The sequence below is a fragment of the Paraburkholderia rhynchosiae genome, from assembly GCF_002879865.1.
Lineage (GTDB): Bacteria > Pseudomonadota > Gammaproteobacteria > Burkholderiales > Burkholderiaceae > Paraburkholderia > Paraburkholderia rhynchosiae.
Genome location: NZ_PNXY01000028.1, coordinates 38,863 through 61,543, shown reverse-complemented (window position 1 = coordinate 61,543; position 22,681 = coordinate 38,863). Strand labels below are relative to the sequence as shown.

21 protein-coding genes are annotated in these 22,681 nt (G+C 61.3%); 12 read left to right on the top strand and 9 right to left on the bottom strand.

The genetic code is table 11. The features are described from left to right. Nucleotides 1-163 precede the first annotated feature (163 nt). From C0Z16_RS29065 to C0Z16_RS29050, 4 genes are all read left to right on the top strand, one after another. Nucleotides 164-1,030 (top strand): GNAT family N-acetyltransferase, encoded by an 867-nt coding sequence (locus C0Z16_RS29065; protein WP_102635511.1) that lies wholly within the window; start codon nucleotides 164-166, stop codon nucleotides 1,028-1,030. A gap of 6 nt (nucleotides 1,031-1,036) precedes the next feature. Next, nucleotides 1,037-1,963 (top strand): 2-hydroxyacid dehydrogenase, encoded by a 927-nt coding sequence (locus tag C0Z16_RS29060; RefSeq protein WP_102635510.1) that lies wholly within the window; start codon nucleotides 1,037-1,039, stop codon nucleotides 1,961-1,963. A gap of 185 nt (nucleotides 1,964-2,148) precedes the next feature. After that, the gene (locus tag C0Z16_RS29055) at nucleotides 2,149-3,570 is read left to right on the top strand and encodes an aspartate aminotransferase family protein (protein WP_102635509.1); all 1,422 of its coding nucleotides are present in this window, start codon (nucleotides 2,149-2,151) and stop codon (nucleotides 3,568-3,570) included. 54 nt (nucleotides 3,571-3,624) lie between these two features. Continuing rightward, nucleotides 3,625-4,122, top strand: a complete 498-nt coding sequence (locus C0Z16_RS29050) for an Lrp/AsnC family transcriptional regulator (RefSeq protein ID WP_102635508.1) — start codon at nucleotides 3,625-3,627, stop codon at nucleotides 4,120-4,122. On the opposite strand, the gene C0Z16_RS29045 is transcribed toward C0Z16_RS29050, so the two are convergent. Continuing rightward, entirely contained in the window at nucleotides 4,123-5,046 is a 924-nt protein-coding gene (locus C0Z16_RS29045) for a LysR substrate-binding domain-containing protein (protein ID WP_102635507.1), read from the bottom strand. 147 nt (nucleotides 5,047-5,193) lie between these two features. On the opposite strand from C0Z16_RS29045, the gene C0Z16_RS29040 reads away from it, so the two are divergent. The 6 genes from C0Z16_RS29040 (at nucleotide 5,194) to C0Z16_RS29015 (ending at nucleotide 10,119) form a co-directional block, all read left to right on the top strand. Next, nucleotides 5,194-6,276: a tartrate dehydrogenase gene (locus C0Z16_RS29040; protein WP_102635506.1), complete on the top strand. Its 1,083-nt coding sequence runs from the start codon at nucleotides 5,194-5,196 to the stop codon at nucleotides 6,274-6,276. A 33-nt stretch (nucleotides 6,277-6,309) separates the two neighbouring features. Further along, nucleotides 6,310-7,299 carry a M14 family metallopeptidase gene (locus C0Z16_RS29035; RefSeq protein ID WP_102635505.1) on the top strand — a complete coding sequence of 330 codons (990 nt, stop codon included), beginning with the start codon at nucleotides 6,310-6,312 and terminating at the stop codon, nucleotides 7,297-7,299. Nucleotides 7,300-7,329: 30 nt separating this feature from the next. Continuing rightward, nucleotides 7,330-7,674: a cupin domain-containing protein gene (locus C0Z16_RS29030; RefSeq protein WP_102635504.1), complete on the top strand. Its 345-nt coding sequence runs from the start codon at nucleotides 7,330-7,332 to the stop codon at nucleotides 7,672-7,674. Nucleotides 7,675-8,020: 346 nt separating this feature from the next. After that, nucleotides 8,021-9,379 carry an MFS transporter gene (locus C0Z16_RS29025; RefSeq protein WP_102635503.1) on the top strand — a complete coding sequence of 453 codons (1,359 nt, stop codon included), beginning with the start codon at nucleotides 8,021-8,023 and terminating at the stop codon, nucleotides 9,377-9,379. A 135-nt stretch (nucleotides 9,380-9,514) separates the two neighbouring features. Continuing rightward, entirely contained in the window at nucleotides 9,515-9,706 is a 192-nt protein-coding gene (locus C0Z16_RS29020; protein ID WP_102635502.1) for a hypothetical protein, read from the top strand. Between the two features lie 83 nt (nucleotides 9,707-9,789). Continuing rightward, entirely contained in the window at nucleotides 9,790-10,119 is a 330-nt protein-coding gene (locus C0Z16_RS29015) for a hypothetical protein (RefSeq protein ID WP_102635501.1), read from the top strand. Nucleotides 10,120-10,141: 22 nt separating this feature from the next. Here C0Z16_RS29015 and C0Z16_RS29010 read toward each other — a convergent pair whose 3' ends face one another. The 6 genes from C0Z16_RS29010 to C0Z16_RS28985 all read right to left on the bottom strand — a co-directional run bounded on the left by C0Z16_RS29010 (nucleotide 10,142) and on the right by C0Z16_RS28985 (nucleotide 17,788). Further along, entirely contained in the window at nucleotides 10,142-11,302 is a 1,161-nt protein-coding gene (locus C0Z16_RS29010; RefSeq protein ID WP_102635500.1) for a glycoside hydrolase family 53 protein, read from the bottom strand. A gap of 127 nt (nucleotides 11,303-11,429) precedes the next feature. Further along, the gene (locus C0Z16_RS29005) at nucleotides 11,430-13,391 is read right to left on the bottom strand and encodes a beta-galactosidase (protein ID WP_102635499.1); all 1,962 of its coding nucleotides are present in this window, start codon (nucleotides 13,389-13,391) and stop codon (nucleotides 11,430-11,432) included. 36 nt (nucleotides 13,392-13,427) lie between these two features. Further along, nucleotides 13,428-14,279 carry a carbohydrate ABC transporter permease gene (locus C0Z16_RS29000; protein ID WP_102635498.1) on the bottom strand — a complete coding sequence of 284 codons (852 nt, stop codon included), beginning with the start codon at nucleotides 14,277-14,279 and terminating at the stop codon, nucleotides 13,428-13,430. 18 nt (nucleotides 14,280-14,297) lie between these two features. Beyond that, nucleotides 14,298-15,203 (bottom strand): carbohydrate ABC transporter permease, encoded by a 906-nt coding sequence (locus C0Z16_RS28995; protein ID WP_102635497.1) that lies wholly within the window; start codon nucleotides 15,201-15,203, stop codon nucleotides 14,298-14,300. A gap of 65 nt (nucleotides 15,204-15,268) precedes the next feature. Next, a complete protein-coding gene (locus C0Z16_RS28990) occupies nucleotides 15,269-16,522 on the bottom strand; it encodes an ABC transporter substrate-binding protein (RefSeq protein WP_102635496.1) in 1,254 nt (417 codons plus the stop codon). 126 nt (nucleotides 16,523-16,648) lie between these two features. Continuing rightward, complete coding sequence (locus C0Z16_RS28985; RefSeq protein ID WP_102635495.1) at nucleotides 16,649-17,788, bottom strand: ABC transporter ATP-binding protein; 1,140 nt, start codon at nucleotides 17,786-17,788, stop codon at nucleotides 16,649-16,651. Nucleotides 17,789-17,993: 205 nt separating this feature from the next. Between C0Z16_RS28985 and C0Z16_RS28980 the strand changes: the two genes are divergently transcribed. Continuing rightward, entirely contained in the window at nucleotides 17,994-19,010 is a 1,017-nt protein-coding gene (locus C0Z16_RS28980) for a LacI family DNA-binding transcriptional regulator (protein WP_102635494.1), read from the top strand. Nucleotides 19,011-19,185: 175 nt separating this feature from the next. Continuing rightward, the gene (locus tag C0Z16_RS28975) at nucleotides 19,186-20,661 is read left to right on the top strand and encodes an NAD-dependent succinate-semialdehyde dehydrogenase (protein ID WP_102635493.1); all 1,476 of its coding nucleotides are present in this window, start codon (nucleotides 19,186-19,188) and stop codon (nucleotides 20,659-20,661) included. A gap of 15 nt (nucleotides 20,662-20,676) precedes the next feature. Here C0Z16_RS28975 and C0Z16_RS28970 read toward each other — a convergent pair whose 3' ends face one another. Continuing rightward, nucleotides 20,677-21,396, bottom strand: coding sequence for a haloacid dehalogenase type II (locus C0Z16_RS28970; RefSeq protein ID WP_102635492.1), 720 nt, complete (start codon nucleotides 21,394-21,396; stop codon nucleotides 20,677-20,679). A gap of 187 nt (nucleotides 21,397-21,583) precedes the next feature. Continuing rightward, nucleotides 21,584-22,588, bottom strand: coding sequence for an ABC transporter substrate-binding protein (locus C0Z16_RS28965; protein ID WP_102635491.1), 1,005 nt, complete (start codon nucleotides 22,586-22,588; stop codon nucleotides 21,584-21,586). Nucleotides 22,589-22,681: the final 93 nt, after the last annotated feature.

The following is a 22,681-nucleotide window of genomic DNA, read 5'->3' as shown; positions in this document are numbered from 1 at the left end:
CCGGGCAGCACAATCCGCTTGTAATGCAGGTCCAGACCTGGTGTTTTGTATCGAATTGCGATACGGCCCTGTGAAGCCCGCCGGATAAAAAGATCGTCCTAGTCACACCGCGCCCCGGATGACACAGTGACGCGTAAGCCTTTTGCCATTCAGGGAGTACGGCGTGCCCGATTCGATTACCTATAGACGCTTTACCCTCGACGACGTCGCCGCCGCGCATGCGTTGACGGTCGAACTCAAATGGCCGCATCGCGCGGACGACTGGAAATTCGTCGCGCAACTCGGCGTGGGTTTCGTCGCCGAAGACGCGAGCGGCGTAATCGGTACCGCGCTTTGCTGGAAGTACGGCGCGGACCGCGCGTCGCTCGGCATGGTGATCGTGTCGCCGGAGCGGCAAGGACGCGGCATCGGCAGAAAACTGATGGAGCTTCTGCTCGAAGAACTCGGCGGCCGCATCACGTTCCTGCACGCGACCACGGCCGGCCAGCCGCTCTACGAAAAGCTCGGCTTTCGCGCGGCCGGCACGCTCGATCAACACCAGGGCGCGGCGTTCCAGCCGCCGCTCGTGTCGTTGCCGCCCGGCGAGCGTTTGCGTCCCCTGGGTTCGAGCGATACGGCGCGCCTCGTGGAACTGGCTTCGCAGGCAAGCGGCCTCGATCGCGGCGAAGTGCTGCCCGCGCTGCTTGAAAACGCCGACGGCATTGCGCTCGACCGCGACGGCGAACTGGTCGGCTTTGCGCTCTTTCGCCGCTTCGGCCGCGGCTTTGCGATTGGCCCGGTGGTTGCGCCTGAATCCGAGGATTCGAGCCGCGCGAAGGCGCTCATCAGCCACTGGCTTGCGCTCAATGAAGGCGTGTTCGTGCGTGTCGACACGCCGGGCGATAGCGGCCTGACCGAGTGGCTGGAACAACTCGGCCTGCCGCGCGTGGACACGGTGGTCAGGATGGTGCGCAATGCCGCGCCCGAAAGCGTGGCGACGAAGGCGACGCGTTGTTTGCAGTACGGCATCATCAATCAGGCGATTTTTTGACCCGTCATGGCCTTCCTCTATAAAGCCGACCCGGCGCGCGGCGCGCAGTGGGCGAAACTCTTTGCCCAGAAGGCGCCCGATGTGCCGTTTCATATCTGGCCCGATCACGGCGATCCGGCCGCGATTCGGTATCTGGCCGCGTGGCAGCCGCCCGAAAATCCCACGCACATGTTTCCCAATCTGGAAGTCGTGTTCTCCGTGGGTGCAGGTATCGATCAATTCGACCTGTCGGGCGTGCCCGCGCATGTGCCGGTCGTGCGGATGATCGAACCGGGGATTGTCGACGGCATGGTCGAATACGTCACGCAGGCCGCGCTGACGATTCATCGCGATCTGTTCGATTATGGTCTTCAGCAACAGCAACAGGTGTGGCGCGAACTGCCGCTGAAGCCGGCCGCGCAGCGGCGTATCGGCGTACTCGGACTCGGCGTGCTCGGCACCGCGGTTCTGGATCGGCTGCGCCTCTTCGGCTTTGCGTGCGCTGGCTGGAGCCGCTCGCCTCGCGAGATCGAGGGCGTCGAATGTTATGCGGGTGAAGGCTCGCTCGACGCCTTTCTCTCGCGCACCGACATACTCGTTTGCCTGTTGCCGCTCACGCCCGCCACGCGCGGCCTGCTCGACGCGAGTCTGTTCGCGAAGCTGCCGCGCGGCGCGTCGCTGATTCAAACCGGGCGCGGTCCGCATCTGAATCAGCAGGATTTGCTGGCGGCGCTCGACAGCGGTCAACTGCAAAACGCGATTCTCGACGTGACCGATCCCGAGCCTTTGCCCGCCGGTCATCCGTTGTGGACGCATCCGCGCGTGCGCATCACGCCGCATATCGCCAGCGCGACGCGGCCCGATACCGCCGTCGACGTGGTGCTCGACAACTTGCGCCGTCATCGCGACGGTCTGCCAATGCTCGGTCAGATCGACCGTACGCGAGGCTATTGAGCGCCCCGCGTCCCACGTAATAGGCGCGCGCCGGCACTTTTCAACGTCCGCAGCACAAAATGCTAAGGGCATGCATCAAAACGCGTCGTGCGCGCTTTTCAGGCAATTGTTTAGGCAAGCGGGCGATCGCCTCGGATCAGTAGTATGGAACGGTCAACAGCCCTTTTCCGCGACGAGAACCCACCATGCCGATTCAATCGCTCATCGAAGCCGACCGCCAGCATCTGATTCACCCTGTCATCAACTACCGGGCGCACGAGGCGCGCGGCGTCACCGTTCTTGAATCCGCCAGCGGCGCGTTTCTGCGCGACGCGGCGGGCAATGAACTGCTCGACGCATTTTCCGGCTTGTGGTGCGTGAACGTGGGCTACGGCCAGCAGAGCATTGTCGAGGCCGCCACCGCGCAGATGAAAAAGCTGCCCTACGCGACCAGCTATTTCCATTTCGGCTCGGAGCCGGCCATCGAACTCGCGCAGAAACTGGCGAGCGTGGCGCCCGCTTCCCTGCAACACGTGTACTTCACGCTCGGCGGATCGGACGCGGTCGACTCGGCCATTCGCTTCATCACGCATTACTTCAATGCGACGGGCCGCCCGTCGAAGAAGCACATCATCGCGCTGCAACGCGGCTATCACGGCTCGTCGAGCATGGGCGCGGGGTTGACCGCATTGCCGGCGTTCCACCGCAACTTCGATCTGCCGCTGCCAAACCAGCATCATTTGCCGTCGCCGTATGCATACCGCAGCAATTTCGCCGACGACGCCGCGCTGATTGCCGCCTCGGTCGCCGCACTCGAAGCGAAGGTCGCGGAGCTCGGCGCGGATAACGTGGCCGCGTTCTTCTGCGAACCGATTCAAGGTTCGGGCGGCGTGATCGTGCCGCCGGTCGGCTGGCTGAAGGCAATGCGCGAAAGCTGCCGCAAGCTCGGCATTCTGTTCGTCGCCGACGAAGTCATTACCGGCTTTGGCCGCACGGGTCCGCTGTTCGCATGCCAGGGCGAGAACGTCGAGCCGGATCTGATGACAGTCGCCAAAGGTCTGACCGCCGGTTATGCGCCGATGGGCGCCGTGCTGATGTCTGACGAAATCTATCAAGGCATCGCCGATGGCGACGCCGAGGCGATTGTCGGCCACGGTCACACGTATTCGGCGCATCCGGTGAGCGCGGCAATCGGTCTTGAAGTGCTGCGGCTTTATCACGAAGGCGGGCTGCTCGCGAACGGCGTGGCGCGCGCACCGCGTTTTGCGCGCGGGCTCGACGCGTTGCTCGCACATCCGCTGGTGGGCGACTCGCGTCACCGCGGATTGCTCGGCGCGCTGGAACTGGTGGCGGATAAAGACAGCAAGGCGCAATTCGACCCGGCGCTCAAACTGTCCGAGCGCATCGCCGCCGCCGCGTATGAAAACCGCCTGATTTTCCGTGCCTTCGGCGACAACATTCTCGGCTTCGCGCCGGCGCTCTCGTACACCGAATCCGACTTCGACATGATGTTCGAGCGGCTCGAAAAAACCCTGAACGACGTTCTCGCGCAAGCCGACGTTCGGGCAGCGCTAAGCGGCAAAACCTCGGCCAGGAGCCAGGTCAAAAGTACTGCCGCTGCATGCTAGAGTAGAGGGCACCCCAGAGCCCCTTACCTCAACCGCCGGAGCCACAACGTTACGATGAGCAGCGACTGCAAGCTGGACCGTATTGACCTGCGCATACTTTCGCAGTTGCAGAAGAAAGGCCGCATAACCAACGTCGAGCTTGCCGATGCGGTCGGCCTTTCGCCCAGCCCTTGCCTGATTCGCGTCAAGCGTCTGGAGAAAGCCGGCTACATCGTCGGCTATGGTGCGCAAATCCAGCTCGAAAAGCTGGGCGACGTGCAGATTGTTTTCACCGAAGTCACGCTCGCCGATCATCGGCGGGAAGACTTCACCAAGTTCGTGAATGCGATTCGCGACGTCGATGAAATCGTCGAATGTCATCTTGCGAGCGGCGGCTACGATTACCTGCTGAAGTTCGTCACGCGCAGCGTGAGCCATTATCAGAGCATTATCGAAGGCTTACTGGAACGCGACATCGGCATTGAAAAGTACTTTAGCTACGTGATCATCAAGTCGCCGTTCGTGAAGAGCCACTATCCGCTTGAAACGCTGTTCTCGCAGAATCATCACTAACTAGGCGCTGTCGTTCGGCGGGCTCCATTGGGCGAACTCTTCGCTCAGGAAGTCCACGCAGACCCGCACTTTCGCGGACTGCGCGAGCCGCGCCGGATACACCGCCCACAAGTTCGCCGGTTGGGTCACGTCCGCCAACACCTGCTGCAATTGGCCGCTTTCCAGCAGCGGCCGCACATCCCACATTGAGCGCAGCACGATGCCGCGCCCGGCCAACGCCCATTGCACCGCGACCTCGCCGTGATTGGTCGACAACGGTCCCGTGACCTTGATCGACGCCGCTTCGCCACGCACCGTCAAGCGCCACAAACCGAACGGATGATCGCGCTCCTTGATCGCGAGACACGCATGCGACGACAGATCGGCAAGCTGACGCGGCGCGCCATGCCGCGCGAGATAGTCGGGCGACGCGCATAGCACGCGATGATTCGACGCGAGCCGCCGCGCGATCAGATGCGGCGCGATGTCGTCGCCAATGCGGATGTCGAGATCGAAACCTTCGCCGGCCACATCGACCAGCCGGTCGAACAGATCGAGCCGCACGCTCAACTGCGGATAACGCTCGGAAAAACGCGCGAGTGCGGGAGCCACGAAGCGTCGGCCGAAACCAAAGCTGCTCGAAATGCGCAGCTTGCCGCCTGGAATGCGCCGCGTGGTGGATACGTCCTCCACCAGTTGATCCACATCATCTAGAATTTTTTCGGCCCACGTATAGACGCGCTCGCCAGCTTCCGTGATCGCAACGCGCCGCGTGGACCGGTGCAACAAACGTGTACCGAGCGTCGTCTCCAGTACATTGATCCGCTTGCTGACATAAGCCGCGGACACGGACAACGCCTCCGCCGCCGCGCTGAAACTGGCTTTGCGAGCGACTTCGCAAAACACGCGCAAATCGCCGAGATCGGGTGACGGGACGGCATTCATGGGTCGCTCGGTGGCGTTGGGGTTGTACACCGCGTTTGTACACGAATCGTGCACAGTGGCTTAACTAAAGCGATCATTTTAGAGCCAAACAGCAGGAATAAAATAACCGTCATCGAATCAGTATTAGCCCTAACGGAGGAGCACAACATGTCGAAGAAATATCGGATCGCAGTCATTCCCGGCGACGGCATCGGCGTCGAAGTCATGCCCGAAGCGCTTCGGGTGCTCGACACGGTGAAGACGCGCTTTGGCATCGAGCTGGAGTATCAGCACATCGAATGGGCAAGCTGCGAGTACTACGCGAAGCACGGCCAGATGATGCCTGACGACTGGAAAGCGCAACTGCAATCGGCCGACGCCATTCTGTTCGGTGCGGTGGGCTGGCCCGACACGGTGCCCGACCATATCTCGCTGTGGGGCTCGCTGCTCAAGTTCCGGCGCGAATTCGACCAGTACATCAACCTGCGCCCGGCGCGTCTTTTCGCCGGCGTGCCTTCGCCGCTCGCGGGCCGCAAGGCAGGCGACATCGACTTCTGGATCGTGCGCGAGAACACCGAGGGCGAGTATTCGTCGGTGGGCGGCGTGATGTTCGAAGGCACGGAGCGGGAATTCGTGTTGCAGGAATCGGTATTTACGCGGCACGGCAGCGAACGCGTGCTCAAGTTCGCGTTCGATCTCGCGCAACGCCGCAAGCGCAAGAAGATCACCGTTGCCACGAAAAGCAACGGCATCGCGATCAGCATGCCGTGGTGGGACAAATGCGCAGCCGGCATCGCGGCGCAGTACCCGGATGTCACGTGGGACAAGCAGCACATCGACATTCTCTGCGCGCGCTTCGTGTTGAACCCGGATCGCTTCGACGTGGTGGTGGCCACCAATCTGTTCGGCGACATCCTGTCCGATCTCGGCCCCGCGTGCACCGGCACGATCGGTCTCGCGCCGTCGGGCAATCTGAATCCCGACCGCAAGTTCCCCTCGCTGTTCGAGCCGGTGCATGGCTCGGCGCCGGACATCGCCGGCAAGAATATCGCCAATCCGATTGCGATGATCTGGTCCGCGGCGATGATGCTCGACTTCCTCGGCAATCACGAGGGCAAAGAGCGCGAGGCGCACGACGCGATTCTGGCCGCAATCGAAACGACACTGGTTGAAGGCCCGCATACCGGCGATCTCGGCGGCAAGGCGAACACGACGGAAGTCGGCCAGGCCATCGCCGCGAAACTCGGCTGAAACTCGCTCAATCTTTTGCCAGGACACTTCCGCATGAGCATGGAAAGCTATCCCATCGAAGTCGAGTTCCCCGATATTTCGGTGCACGAACAATCGTCGTCGGGCATTGCGTACGTTCATACGTTCGATTCCGGCGCGCCGGGTCCGCATGTGATGATCAACGCGCTCACGCACGGCAATGAAGTGTGCGGCGCGATTGTCGTGGATGAACTGCTGCGCCGCGTGTTGCGGCCGCGGCGCGGGCGTCTCACGCTCGCGTTCGCCAACGTCGCCGCGTATCGGAGCTTCGATCCCGCGGAGCCTGACGCCGCCCGTTTCGTCGATCAGGACTTCAACCGCGTGTGGACCGCCGCCGTGCTCGACGATCGGTCGCGCACCTCGAGCGAACTGGCGCGCGCACGAGCAATGCGGCCGGTGATCGACAGCGTCGACGCGTTGCTCGACCTGCACTCGATGCATGAGAAGAGCAAGCCGTTGATCGTCGCGGGCCCGCTGCAAAAAGGTATCGACCTCGCCGTGCGGGTCGGCACGCCCGCTACCGTGATCTGCGACGAAGGCCATCCGGAAGGCCGCCGCATGCGCGATTACGAAGGCTTCGGCGACGCCGCCAGCGCGAAGAACGCGTTGCTGATCGAATGCGGGCAGCACTGGGAAAAGAGCGCCGTCGCGGTGGCGCGCGACACTACCGCGCGTTTTCTGCTGCTTACCGGCGTGATTGACAAAAGCGATCTGCCGCCTGACTGGCTCGCGCCGTTGCCGCCTGTGCAGCACATCGTGCGCGTGACGCAACCGGTCGTCGCAACGAGCATGGACTTTCGTTTCGCGGCGCCGTACACGGGCCTCGAAATTTTCCCCGAGGCAGGCGCCGTGATCGGCTGGTCAAACGGCGAAGCGGTCACTACGCCCTACGACAACTGCATGCTCGTGATGCCTTCATTGCGGCAACTGCGCCCGGGTGTGACGGTCGTGCGCCTCGGCAAAATCGAGCAAACCATTGCCAACACTTCAACCAGCGGCCAGTGAGCGGCGCGCATCGATAAAGGCATCGAAAGAATGAAGGTTCAGCACATCAAACAAAGCGTCAATCTGCAAAATCTCGAAGACTGGGGCACGGCCGGTTTGCCTGGCACCACGCCGATCCGCGTCTCGGGCGTGCAACGCGTGATCAAGGGCACCGAGGCCATCGACACTGGCATCTTCGAATGCACCGCCGGTACTTACCGCCGCTCGGTCAAGCAGGCCGAGGTGATGCACATCATCGCGGGGCGCGGACGCTTCACGCCCGACAATGAAGAGACGGTCCACTTTGCGAGCGGCGACACACTGTTTTTCGAAGCGAACACCGAAGGTCTATGGGAAGTCGACGAGACCATGCGCAAGGTCTATGTGATTCTCTGATTCAACTGTTTGTGTCTTTCCCGGCGCGCGCAGGCGCGCCGCGGCATGTCTGCATTTCCTTCCCGCCTTCTCTCCTTTCGACGCCAGCCCGCAACAGTGTCGGGTATTCCCGCGTTGACCCGTCGCCATCAAACTACTTACAGTGGCGCCTGTTCGCTTAAAGAATCCGCGTTCTATATACGAACAAATAAAATTGATGGCGACGGCTAACCTGTCCGAATACTATGGATTGTCGAAGCGGACAGAATCGCAGGCGTAGGCATCGCGCGCCGCCCCCAACGGCGGTCGATCGTAAAGTAAGACGAGGCTCGCTCCGACGAGCCTTTTTGCAGTCAGGAGACGCATCATGAATCGCAGCGACGCTGTGAACGTTCAGACCTTCCTCAACGAGCATCCGTTTTCGCCGTTTCAATGGCTCGTGTTCTTCATGTGTTTCGTCATCGTCCTGCTGGACGGTTTCGACACGGCCGCAATCGGCTTCATTGCACCTTCGCTGCTCGCCGAATGGGGCATCGCCAAACCGGCGCTCGCGCCCGTGTTGAGCGCGGCGCTGTTCGGCCTCGCGTGCGGCGCACTGGCTTCTGGCCCGCTGTCCGACCGGCTCGGACGCCGCTCGCTGCTGCTCGGCGCGGTGCTGCTGTTCGGCGTCGCGTGCCTCGGCTCCGCCTTCTCGACGAGCATCGAGTATCTGACGGTGCTGCGTTTCGTCACCGGCGTCGGCCTCGGCGCGGCCATGCCGAACGCTGTCACGATGATGGGCGAGTACTGCCCGGACCGCCGCCGCGCAACCGTGATCAATCTGATGTTTTGCGGCTTTCCGCTCGGCGCTGCATTCGGCGGTTTCCTCGCCGCGTGGATGATTCCGCATTTCGGCTGGCGCAGCGTGCTGCTGCTCGGCGGCATCGCGCCGCTTCTGCTGCTGGTCCTGCTGGTGATCAAGATGCCGGAATCGGTGCGCTACATGGTCGCCAACAATCAGCCGGTCGCACGGATTCGCGCGGCGCTGTCGCGCATTTCGGGCGAAGCCGCGCAGGCGGACGCGTTCATGATGACCGAGACCGCGCCGCAAACCGGCAGCAAGGGCGCGGGCGTGGTGCTGTCGCGCGCGTACATCGTCGGTTCGGTGATGCTGTGGATCACCTACTTCATGGGCCTCGTGATCTTCTACGCGTCGATCAACTGGATGCCGATTCTGCTGAAGGACGCCGGCCTCACGCCGCAACGCGCGACGCTGATTTCCGCGCTGTTCCCGCTCGGCGGCGTGGGCGCCGTGGTATGTGGCGTGCTGATGGACCGCTTCAACGCGAACCGGATCATTGCGGCCTGCTATGCGTTGACCGCCGTGAGCGTGTACTTTATCGGCCAGGCGGTGGGCAATGTCGGCGCGCTGGTGTTCATCGTGTTCGTCGCGGGCGTGTTGATGAACACCGCGCAATCGTCGATGCCTGCGCTCGCCGCTGCGTTCTACCCGACGCAAGGCCGCGGCACCGGCGTCGCGTGGATGCTCGGTATTGGCCGCTTTGGCGGCATTGCGGGCTCGTTCCTCGTGGCCGAGCTGGCGCGCCGCCACTTCACATTTGCCGGCATCTTCGCGACGATCGCGGTCGCGGGTGTGATTGCGTGCATTGCGCTGCTGATCAAGCAGGCCGCGCGGCCGCATGTGGCAGATGCGTCAGTGTCGAAAGCCGAGTCGTTCGGGCATTGAGCACGCAGCGCCGGAGAGTTTGCTGATCTGCTGAAGCCGCCTTTCGAGGCGGCTTTTTTCTTTGCGCGTCGAACGTGCGCAATCGGGTTCGCGGATTGCTGCGACCAATGCGCACCCTCTACCGGAGCGCACGAGATGAACCTGAATTCAATCGCTTATGCCCGGCCCGTTGGCCACATTCTCTTTATAAGCATGGCCGACTCGGATCCGCCGGCCGATGAAAACGACGACGACCTCGACGACGAACTCGACGAAACCGGCGCAGTCACCAACAGAAGCAACGGCAAAACCGGCACGAATACCGAAGCGGAGCCGGATAAGAAGTGATTGCGTGGTAGCGACGAATCGACGCGGCCAGCGATCCCTCGCTGCCGCGTTAAACTCCGGCCTTTGCGCCAACAGGATTCGTCATGAAACGCGTAGTGATATCGGCATTGCTTGCGGCATGCCTTGCGCAAGCAACCGTTCAGGCCGTGGCACAAACAGTCAGCGATCAATGCTTTGCTATCGGCGATATCGCCGGTCAGGTCGCTTCATGGCGCGCGCACAAAAAGACCAGGGCACAGGCGCTGGATCAGGCCACAAAGTACTATCACGACGATGCGGACCGTCAAACGTTCGCCGCCATCATCGAGAAAATCTACGCGCCGAACGCGCCGCGCATGACGCCCGATCAGGCCAGCATGGCGTTCACGTCCGACTGCGCGAAAGCGCGCAAGGAGCTGGGGTCAGCGCGCTGACCCCAGCTTTGCGAAGGGCTATTTACAGCTGGCGAAACGCATCCAGCGAACTCAACGCGTTGCCGTGAAAATCGAACAACGTGTTGTTGTCCCACTGATCGCCCGCGCCGATCTTCCATCCGACATTCGGCGTCGGAATCCATTCGGGCTCCCACCAGAACACGCCTTTGCCGTGGCCGTCGGGAATCGCCTTCACGACATCCGCCACCGCCGCCAGGAACTGCGCCTGGCCCGCGGGCGTTTGCGGAAAAGTGGTTGAGCCGGTGTTGGTCATTGCGTTGGGTTCGGAATCGCCGTCGCTGGTCGTCCACGGGTACGCGGTTTCGACCACCATCACGTCCTTGCCGTAGCGCGTCGCGAGATCGTTCGCATTGGTTTGCAGGTCGCTGAGCGCGCCCTGCCATTGCGGGTAATACGACAGCCCGATCAGATCGAACGTCACGCCTCGCTGCGTCGCGCTGTCGAACCACCAGCGGCTCGTCGCGTTGTTACCGCCGCTGTCGATATGCAGCATGACCTTGATGCGCTCATCGACGGACTTCACCGCGTCATGCCCCGCCTTCAGCAATTGTGCGAGGTTGTCCCACTGATCGTACTTGCCGAGCGGCCACAGCATGCCGCCGGTGATCTCGTTGCCCACTTGGACCCACTCGGGACGAACGCCGTCGCGCTTGAGCATGTTCAGCACATTCGACGTGTACTCCGACAACAGCGCGCAAGTTTCGGTGATGTCCTTGCCCGCCCACGCGTGCGGCGGATACTGCTTGCCCGGATCGGCCCACCAGTCGCTGTAGTGGAAGTCGATCAGGATACGCATGCCGAGCGCAGCGGCGCGACGCGCCAGCACGCGCACATGCTCCGCGTTGTTATAGCCCGCCACAGGACTTTGATCGGCAGGAAAAAAGTTCGGATTCCCAGGATCATTCCAGACCTTGATACGAATAGAGTCGACACCATGGCCCTTAAGAATCTGCAGACAGTCGTGCGGCACGCCGTGTTCGAAGAACTTCGCGCCGTTCGCTTCGAGTTCGAGCAGCGTCGAGACATCCGCGCCCTTTGCGAAACGCGCCCCGTGTCCCGACGATGTCAATTCAGCCGCTATGGCCGGCGCGCCGATCATCGAACCCGCGCCAGCCGCTGCCGCCGCGGACGCGAGCCATCCCAGCATGTCTCTTCTGTTCATCTGTCATCCTCCGTGTATCGAATGGCGGCTCTTTGATAGGCTCGCCTGGTTTGCGTCGATGCTTTCGAATACCACTGGTTTTGCCGCCCTCTTGCTGCCTGGTCGCGTATCGCGATTCACTGCTTCGTCAGTCTCTCCACACGCAGACATCGCCCATGTCGAGTTGCGACTGTCCGAGTACAAACGTTGCGTTGGCCGGCGCGGGAACCTCAACCCGCTTCGCGCCGAAGTTCAATGCAAACGTCAGATCCCCGCGACGACGAATGCGCAAGCCCTCCGGCAGCAATTGCGTCGTCATGCCGGCCTCTTGCGCCGCCTGCTCCAACACCGTGCGATGCAGCGTGTGGGATAACCAGCCGGCCACATAACGGACTCGCCCATGCGTGAGAATCGCGGGCCACGTATCGTCGAATCGCGCGTCGACGTGTGTCTCGCCATTGGCGCGCACGTGTTCGCGCCAATGCATCGCGACACCGTTCGTGCCGCCGATCGAAACCGCTGGCGCAAGCGACGAGCGCAAGCTTTCCACTTCGAGCACCTGCATCGGCAGCACGCGTTGCAGCGTGCCCGGTGGCAGGTTCGGCGGAATCGCAAACGCGTCGGTTTTGGAGCCGCTGCGCGGGCCGAACACCCATTGCGCGGAACTGCGCTCGATCTGCGCCACCAACTCGTCATCGATCACGGCAAGGCTCGGCACGACTACGAGTCGATACGGCGAAAGATTGGCCTTGGTAGAAACAATATCGACGTCGAGCCCCAGCTCTCGCAGCGACTCGTAGTAGTCGAACACGAGCGTCTGATAATCGAAGCCCTTGCCATGACGCTGGATCTCGAACATCCATTGCGTCTCGTAGTCGAACACGACCGCTGTAGCCGCACGCGCCGGCGCGTCGAGTCGTGAAAACGCCGGTACTGATGCGATCTCGCGCGCCGCCTGTTGCACTTCAAGGCCGCCAGGCGACAACTCGTTGTTCGGCAGGTTCAGGCCCGAATGCATCTGTTCCTGCGCAAACGCGCACTGACGCCAGCGGAAATACGACACCAGTTCGGCACCGTGCGCGAAGGCCTCGTAGGCCCATAACCTGACCATGCCTTTGGCCGGCACCGGATTCCACGGCGCCCAGTTCACCGGGCCCGCCTGCTGCTCCATCACCCAGAAACGCCCGCGGCCAATCGCGCGATAACGGTCGTGATCGAAAGCGGAGACATCGGGATGCGCGGTGCGTGCATAACGCGCCTTCTGTTCTTCGGGCAATGCAATCGATTCGGTGCGCGCAATCGGATAGCTGTCCCACGCAGCGACGTCGAGTGCTTTATCTTCGGCAAAGCGGTAATGATCGAAGGTGGTAAAGAAACCCATGAAGTTGTGCAGCACATCGGCCGTGGGCGCGTGACGCCGCAACACATCGACCTGCTCGCGATGAAAGCTCGCCACTTCGTCCGACATGAAGCGGCGGAAGTCGAGCAGATGAATCGGATTCGCGTCGGTCGGCGTGAGGTTCGGCAATTCGATGGCTTCGAACGACGCGTACTCCATGCTCCAGAACACATTGCCCCAAGCGTCGTTGAGAGCGTCGACAGTTTCATAGCGCTTGCGCAGCCACGCGCGAAAACGCTTTAACGCAGCGGGCGAATAACTCGGCACGGTCTCGTGACAACCGAGTTCATTATCCGTCTGCCAGGCGACAATCGACTGATGCTGTCCGTAACGCTCCACCATTGCAGTGACAATGCGCAAGCATTCAACGCGATACGTTTCGCTGCAAACATCGTAGTGACGGCGCGAACCGAAATTCCAGCGCGTGCCGTCGGCGCGCACCGGCAATACATCCGGATGAGCGTCGATCAACCACTTCGGCGGCGAAGCAGTCGGCGTGCCGAGTATGAGTTTGAGCCCGGCGCTCGCGAGCGTCTCGACCGCTTCATCGAGCCATTCCCACACGAATTCGCCCGCGCGCGGTTCCATCCGGCTCCACGCAAATTCAGCGATCCGCACATGCGTAATGCCAAGTTCGACCATACGCATTGCGTCGTCGGCCCACATGGCGCGCGGCCATTGTTCCGGGTAGTAGCAAACACCAAGTTGCATGAGAGAATCTCGTTGTGAGTGACGTCGAACGGGCGGTCAGCCCTTGCTTGCACCGAAGGTCAGGCCGGCGACGAAATGCTTTTGCATCGCGAAGAACATCAACACGGAAGGCAGCGCGGCGAGTACTGAACCAGCGGCCACGAGGTTCCACGCGGTCGTCCATTGACCCTTGAGCGCTGCAACGCCGACAGTGATAGGCGCGGCCTCGTCGCCTTGCGTGAGACATAGCGCCCAGAAGTAGTCGTTCCAGACGAACGTGAACACCAGAATGCCGAGCGCGGCGAGCGCGGGACGGATTAGCGGCAGCACGATGCGCCAGTAGATCGTCCACTCGCTCGCGCCTTCCACGCGCGCGGCCTCGATCATTTCGAATGGCAACTGTTTGATGAAATTGCGCAGAAACAGCGTGCAAAAGCCGGTCTGAAACGACACATGAAAAATGACCAGCGCCCACACGCTATTGAAAAGACCAAACTTCAACGCCATGTCGCGCACCGGAATCATCAGGATCTGGATCGGCACGAAATTGCCCGCGACGAAGCCGAACAGAATCACCGTGTTGCCCGGAAAGCGATATGTGGCCAATGCAAAGCCGGCCATCGACGCAAGCACGATTGCGCCCAGTACCGAGGGCACCGTAATCAGCACGCTATTGGCGAAGTAATGCAGCATCGGTGTTTGCGTGAGCGCCGTGCCGTAGTTTTCGATCAGCGCGAAATGTTTGGGCCAGGTCCAGTAATCGCCTTGCGAAAGCTCGTCGGAAGAACGAATCGACGTGACGAGCACAGCGAGCATCGGCAATAGCCAGATCAATAGCGCGATCGGCAGCGACGCTTTATAAAGCGTGCGATTGAGCGGTTTCCAGCGTTCGACGGGAAGCGGATACATGACACACGACTCCTGAAATCAGTGTTCTTCGCGCAGCATGCGGCGCAGATGGAACACGATGTAGACGAGCATGATGGCGAACAGCACAACGGCAATTGCCGCGGAATAGCCTTCGCGGTAGTACTTGATCGCCTGGTCATACATGTAATAGGCGAGCACGGTGGAACTGTCGAACGGACCACCGCCGCTCATCACCGCGATCAGATCGAAACTGCGCAGCGCGCCAATCACCGTCAGCACGACGGCCATGAAGGTGGCGGGACGCAATTGCGGCAGGATCACATGCCACAAAAGACGCAGTCCTTTCGCGCCTTCCATGCGCGCCGCCTCCACCACTTCCGGGTTGATGCCCGTAAGGCCGGTGAGATACAGCACCATGCAGAACGGCGTTTGAGGCCACAGCGCGGCGAAGATAATGCCGAACGTCACCGTCTTCGGATCGCCGAGAACGGGAATGCCGTGGCCGACAATCAATCGCAAGAGACCGAATCCAGGGTCGTAAAACCAGCTGAACACGAGGCCCACCACAACACCCGACAACACAAACGGCGCGAAAAAAAGCGACTTCACGACGCGCATGCCGCGAATGTGCTGATTCAGATAGAGCGCGAACAAGAGACCAAGCGGCGGCGCGAGGAGGAACAGCGCAAGCCAGAGCAGATTGTTCTTCAGCGCCGTGTAGAACGTGTCGGCGTGGAACAGCTCGACGTAGTTATCGAAGCCCGCGAACGTCTTCGGCGTCATGCCGTCCCAGTGATAAAAGCTGAGCGAAATGCTGCTGATGATCGGATAGATCACGCACAAGCAGAACAACGCGCAGCCCGGCAACAGGAACAGTAACGCGGCACGATGCTGATGACGACGCGTCGTCGAGACGTGACGGTGCTGTGCCGCGGTTAAGCGGCGCGCTGCGGAATGAGACATTGGATCAGGCCTCGTCGAAAATCGAAGGCGTGCGCCGGCGTTGCTGCGCGCCGGCGCGGCGGACGTTACTTCTTGTAGATGCGCTTGCGCGTCGACTCCAGGCGCGTGAGGACCGCGTCGAGTTGCGACGGATCGCTGTAGAACTGCTGCATCGCTTTCATGCCTTCGTCAGCCATTTCTTTCTGCATATCGCGATCGTAGAACTGCGCAATGCCGCCCTTGGTGTTTGCAAGAGTCTGGAAACCGACCTTCGAAATGGGATCATCAGGTTCGGCCGCCTGACTGTTCGAGGGCAACTGTCCCCAGCCGCGTGCCAGATCCGCGTTGATCTGTGGCTGCTCCATGAAAGCGAGCAGCTTATGAGCGTCGGCCTTGTTCTTCGCTTTCGCCGGAATGAGCAGCACGTTGACCGGACCGTCCTCGGCCATCGGCACATTGGTGTCGATCACAGGGAAGCGGAAAAAGCCTGTTTGCGGTCTGATCGATGCGGGGATGCTGGCCGAGAAAAACGTGCCCATCAACATCATCGAGGCCTTGCCGTTCACGAGAAACGGTGCAATGGAATCGAGATCGTAGGAAAGCGCGTTGTCGATGTAGTAGTGATCGTCGAGCAGCGTTTTCCACGCGGTGTAGACCTTTTTCACGCGCGCGTCCGTGTACGGAACCTCCCCCGCCATCAACTTCTGATGGAACTCGTTGCCGTTGATACGCAGGTCCAGATAGTCGAACCATGCGGCCAGTGTCCAGCTATCGCGAGCGGCAACCGCGATCGGCGCAACGCCGCTTGCCTTGAGTTTCTTGCAGGCGTCGAGGAATTCATCCCATGTCTTCGGCTCGCTCTTGATGCCCGCTTTCTCGAACAGATCCTTGCGATAGAAAAAACCGTATGCGTCGTAGCCGAGCGGCGCTGCGTACTGCTTGCCCTTATACGTCGATGCTTCCTTGACCGACGCATATTGCTGCGACCAGCCATTCTTGTTCCAGTCCGGCGTGAGGTCTTCAAGCAGGCCGCGTTGCGCGTAATACGCCATGCGTTCGCCGTCATGCCACGACACGACGTCGGGCGGATCGGTCGCGAGCCAGCCGCCCATCTGCACCTTATAGGCTTCTTCGGTGATGTAGGTCACCTTGAGATCGACATCGGGATTGGCTTTCTTGAACTTGTCGAAAGCGTCCTGCCATGTCGAGCGCTGGTTGCCGCGCGCGGACACGTTGACGGTGAGCGTGGCGGCGTCGGCTGCGACATAGCCGAGCGAGCCGGCAACCAGGGCGGCTGCAATCGACACGCGCGCAAGACGGCGAAAGCGAAGAGCAATCATCTTTTGTCTCCTTGACTACCTTGTTGGCTGGCAGCGAATCGCTGCCAACTTTGTGAACCGCTCTGTGGCGGAATCCGGCTGGATGAATCGACTAATGCATCAATTAATGCCTGAAACAACGCGCAGTCACGCCGCAACGCGCTCGGGATCGAACGTGCTACGGCGCAGCGCAATACCTTCCGCGTCGAACAGATGACATGCGTGAGGCGGTACGTGAATGCGAATACGCTCGCCTGATTCGATCGACGTATCGCCCGGCGCCTTGGCGACGAGCGAGCCCGCCGCATGATCGGCGTGAATGTAGCTATGCTCGCCGAGCCGTTCCGACAGCACGGTCGCGCACTGAATGGACTGCTCGTCGCCATCCAGACGCAAATGCTCGGGACGCACGCCTAGCGTGACGGACTGCCCACGTTGCAAGCGTTGGCCATCCACGTAAGCGGTCAGCCGTTCGCCGCCTTTTGCGAGCGTGACCGACACTTTGCCCGGCTCGATTGCATCGATCATGGCATCCATAAAGTTCATGCGCGGTGAGCCGATGAAGCCTGCCACGAAGCGTGACTTCGGATGGTGATACAACTCGAGTGGCGCACCGGTTTGCGCGATGCTGCCGAAGCGCTCGGCGTCGGCGCCCGCGTGCAGCAGCACGATTCTGTCCGCGAGCGTCATTGCTTCGACCTGATCGTGCGTGACGTACACCACGCTCGCATTGGCAAACCGCTGATGCAGGCGCGCAATTTCAACCCGTGTCTGGCCGCGCAACGCGGCGTCGAGGTTCGACAGCGGTTCGTCGAACAGGAACACGCCCGGCTCGCGCACAATCGCCCGCCCAATCGCGACACGCTGACGCTGGCCGCCCGACAGCGCTTTCGGATAGCGATCGAGAAAGCCGTCCAGTTGCAGAATGCGCGCGGCTTCGCGCACCTTGCTCTCGATCACGCCCTTCGGCTGCTTCGCGAGCTTCAGACCGAACGCCATGTTGTCGAACACCGTCATGTGCGGAAACAGCGCATAGCTCTGGAACACCATCGCCACACCGCGCCCGGCCGCGGGCACATCGTTCATGAGCCGCCCGCCGATGTGCAATTCGCCTTCGGTCAAATCCTCCAGGCCGGCGATCATGCGCAGCAATGTGGATTTGCCGCAGCCCGAAGGTCCGAGAAACACGCAGAACTCGTGCTGCGCGACTTCGAGATTCACGCGCCGGACCACTGGCGGGTGATCGCCGTATGACTTCTGCACGTTTGTTAGACGAATCGTCGCCATCCTCGCCTCCCTAGCGATTTAACCGCTTAAATTGCGCAGAAAAATAAACGCCCGGCTCTTGTGCAGCAGGCATTTAATCGCTTAAATTCGAGGTCGGTGACAAAAGTCATGATGAGTGTCTCCGGATGTGTTTTCAGCAAGTTATCAACGTCGCCCGCGTCTTGCAACATTTGAAGCGCGCTCCCTGAATTTGGGATAAAGAAGAATGGTCACATTGTCCGAAGTGGCGAAACGCGCGCACGTTACCGCCGCCACTGTCTCGAACGTGCTGCGCAATCGCGAGAAAGTCCGCCCAGAAACAGCGGAACGTGTGTTGAAGGCGATTGCCGATCTCGGCTACCGGCCGAATCTGAACGCGCGCGCGTTGGCCGAGGGCCGCTCGTCGACACTGGCGTTGATGCTGTCGAACATATCGAACCCGTTCTATCCCGAGTTCGTGCTGGCCGCCGAACGCGCGGCGCGTAAAGCCGGCTACTTCCTGATGGTCTGCAATACCGACGACGACGCCGAGATCGGCCGCGCGTATCTGAACCAGATCGCGGGCACGTTGGCCGACGGCGTGCTCGTGATGAATACGGACATCGCGATCAACGACCTGTGCGCGTCGGCCACGCATAGCGCGCCGATTCTGCTGGCCATGTGGGAACACCCTGAGACGCCGCCTGAACTGCCATGCATCGCCGTGGACTTCGCACGCGCCGGCGAGCTTGCCGCGCAGCATCTGCTCGAGCTCGGCCATCGCGAGGTGGGTCTTCTGATCGGCGATGGCTGCGGCGGTTTGCAGGACGCGCGCTCCAATGGTTTCCGTGCGACGATGCGCGCCGCCGGCGTGGAAGCGGATACTGCTGCGGTGCTGCAGATTCGCGACTCGATCGACGCCGGCTACGCCGCGTGCATGCAGCTCATGGCGGTACGGCCATTCGTCACCGCGATCTTCGCGACCAACGATCTGCTCGCAATCGGCGCGGCCCAGGCCTTGATCACGCTGGGCCGCGCGGTGCCCGATGACGTATCCGTTATCGGCATCACCGACATTCAACTCGCGCACCAGGTGCACCCCGCGCTGACCACCGTCGCGATTCAAACCGCGGAGATTGCCGAGTTGTCGATCGAGAGTCTCATTCGCCTGATTCAGGCGCCCGAGCGGCAACCCTCAATGGTGATCGGCCCGCCGCCTCAGCTCGTCGTGCGCGCATCGACGGGACCGTGCCGCAGACGCTGACGCTAACTTCGCGGCGCATTTAGCAGAATATGCTGTGGCGGGCCGAAAAAAACCATACGCACATCGCGGGCCGCATTTTGAGGCGATTCATTGACTGCGCGACACGCGTAGCATCGGTTTACTGAACGACACCGCACGCCTGACCTCGTCAAAAGGCAACCCAAGGAGCAACGCAATGTCTCTCGCATTGACGCGCAATGAACTGATCCGGCCGCTCAATTTCATCGACGGCCAATGGATCGCCGCCGCGAACGGCGCGCGCTTCGCCGTCATCAATCCCGCGACCGGCGACACGATCGTCGAAGTCGCGAACAGCAGCGCAGCCGACGCGCGCGCCGCCACCGACGCCGCGTCCCGCGCGCTGCCTGCGTGGCGCGCCAGGCTGCCGCGCGAGCGCGCTGAGATCCTGCGCCGCTGGCACGCACTGATCGTCGCGAATACCGAAGACCTCGCGAAGCTGATGTCGACGGAACAAGGCAAGCCGCTTGCGGAAAGCCGCGGTGAAGTTGCGTATGGCGCGTCGTACGTTGCGTGGTTCGCTGACGAAGCGACCCGCATCTATGGCGACATCATTCCGCAGCAGCAGCGCGGCAAGCGCATGAGCGCGGTGAAGGAGCCCATCGGCATCGTGGCCGCGATTACGCCGTGGAATTTCCCGCTCGCGATGATCGCGCGCAAGATCGCGCCAGCACTCGCGGCCGGTTGCACGGTGATCGCCAAGCCCGCGGAAGATACGCCGCTGACCGCGCTCGCACTCGCCGCGTTGGCGCAGGAAGCCGGCTTGCCCGATGGCGTGCTGAACATGCTGTCGGCTTCGCGCGAACAAGGCATTGAAGCGGTGGCCGATTGGCTCGCCGATGCACGCGTGCGCAAGATCACGTTCACCGGTTCGACGCCGGTCGGCAAGCATCTCGCGCGTGAATCTGCGGCCACGTTGAAAAAACTCTCGCTGGAACTGGGCGGCAACGCGCCGTTTATCGTATTCGACGACGCCGATCTCGACGCCGCCGTCACAGGTCTGATCGCAGCGAAGTTCCGCAACGGCGGGCAGACCTGTGTGTGCCCGAATCGCGTGTATGTGCAAGCCGGCGTCTATGCGCGTTTCGCCGATCTGCTCGCAAAACGCGTGGCGGCATTGAAGGTGGCGCCTGCAACGGACCCCGACGCGCAGATCGGCCCGATGATCAACGAGCGCGCGATCGATAAAATCGCGCGTCACGTAGAAGACGCCGTAAAACAAGGGGCAAAAGTGCTGACTGGCGGAAAACGTCTAACGGAACTCGGCCCGAACTACTACGCGCCGACCGTGCTGACCGACGCCCAAGACAACATGCTCGTGTGTTGCGAAGAAACGTTTGGACCGGTCGCGCCGCTGTTTCGCTTTAACGACGAAGCAGAAGCGCTGCGTCTCGCGAACGACACGCCGTTTGGCCTCGCCGCATACTTCTATACGCAGGACGTGCGGCGTATCGATCGGGTCGCCAGCCAGCTCGAAGCAGGTGTGATCGGTATCAACGAGGGCGCGGTGTCGAGCGAAGCGGCGCCGTTCGGCGGCGTAAAGGAATCGGGCTACGGCCGCGAAGGCTCGAAGTACGGGCTCGACGATTATCTGTCGATCAAATACCTGTGCCAGGGCGGCTTCGATCAATAAGCCGTCAGGCTCGCGTTACGCCAAAGCGTTGCGATGGGCTTCCACCAGTTCGGCCATGCTGTTAAAGCGAAAGTCGATCTTCGGCTGGGAGCCCGGGTCCATCGTCGCGCCGAAGCCCTGCCTGGCGTGCCGGCGATAAATCCAGCACGACGCAAGCCCGAACTCATTCGCGGGCTTGTGATCGTGAAAGAGACTTTCTGCCGTGTGCAGAATCTTTTCCTTGCCAATGCCGCGTTCGCCCAGCTTCTCAAGCATGTACTCGAAATTGCGCGGCGACGGCTTATAGGAACCGATATCTTCCGCAGTGAAGATCGCGTCGAATTCCACCTGCAATTTTGCATTGCTATAGCTGAAACTTTCATTGTCCACATTCGAAAGAATAACCAGCTTGTAGTGCTGCTTCAGGTACTGCAACGCCGCGGCTGAATCGTCGAATGCAGGCCAGTTCTGAATGGATTTGCCGTAGGCCGCACAGCCGGCGAGCGTGTACGGCACATGCCACTCTTCTGCCAGACGCTTATAGACGATCGGCAATAACTCCTGATATCGCCGATAAGGCGTGTAGTTCTGTTGCGACGACTCGTGCCGTGCATGCGCCTCGAGCACCTCGTCACGCGTGAGCGTTTGCCCGACGCGTTCGAGAAGCGGCCGCAAGCCTTCGAAGATGCCCGTTTCCCAGTCGATCAGCGTGCCGTAGCAGTCGAACGTCAGCGTGTCGAAGTCAGTCAATCGCATTGCACTCTCCTCTGTTTTTCGCGGATCAAAGGCACAGTGTAGGTTAACCCGCGCGTACCGACGACAAACAGAATCGCCATGAATCTTAGGGCTCTACAATGCTTCGTGATTCTCGCCGGTCGATCGCAGGGTTCGTGCAGTGAAAGCGGAATTAATCGAGGACGTGCACTTGCCGCAGTGAGGCATGCTAACCGCTCACGTGTTGAGCAACATGCGTCTCGCAGATCGCGCGAACATCGATACGACGCGGCAAAATCGCGTCGCGGTTCGCACTGTCGGCCACTTTCTGAAGCACGGCAATGTCGGCCTCGTTGATAAAGTGCTGTTTCAGCGCCGCGCGCCGCGTGATGGTTTTTGCGGCGTCGAGTGGAGAACGCGTCAGTGTGGCGTAGATCTGTGCATAGGCATCCGGGTTCGCGAGCGCCCAGTCGCCGGCGCGTTGCAGCCTTAGCAGAACGTCCGCGATTGCCGCGCGCTTGCCTGGGTTCGCAAGCGACGCACCCGACGCCGTGATAAAACCCAAGCCACTATTGATGCCCGTGCCGTCGCGCAGAATGCGAGCGCCGCGTTGTACAGCAATGCCGTAGTAAGGATCGAACGTCGCCCACACTTCAATCGATCCCGAAGCGAAGGCGGCGAACGCATCGACGGGCAAGATAAAGCGCACCGTCACGTCTTCTTTTGAAAGTCCCGCTTCGGCAAGCGCGCCATACAACTGGAATTGCGAAATGCTGCCGCGCGCCGATGAGACGAACACCGTGCGCCCTTTTAGCTCGGCAACATTGCGTATCGTCGAATTCGGCGCGACCAGGATGCCGAGTTGGGCGCCCGAGCCCACCCGCGTCGCAACGATCTTCAAAGTCGGATCGCCGACTGCCGCCGCGAGCACCGGCAAATCGCCTGCTGGCGCGAGATCGACGGCGCCCGCGCGTTGCGCCTCGAAGAGCGGCGCCGCGCCCTGGAAGTTGGCCCAGCGAAAAGCGTAAGGCGCACCCTCAAGCACCTTGGCCGCTTCCACAAGCGCGCGTGTGCCGCCCGCCTGATCGCCGAGTACGAGCGTGGTCGATGCAAGTTCAGCGGCGTGCGCTCGCTGCGAATGAAAAGCGCCGGTCGCGGCAAGCGCGGGCACGGCGCTCAGCAGCTTCAGCGTGCGCCGTCGCGTTGAAAAAGATGTCGGAGCAGAAACAGCCATAAATCCTCGCGTTCGGTTGATGCGTCAGCGTACCGGGCAGTGCGAGGCATGGGAATGAATCGATTCCCATAAGGTTATCTATAAGCGCACTGT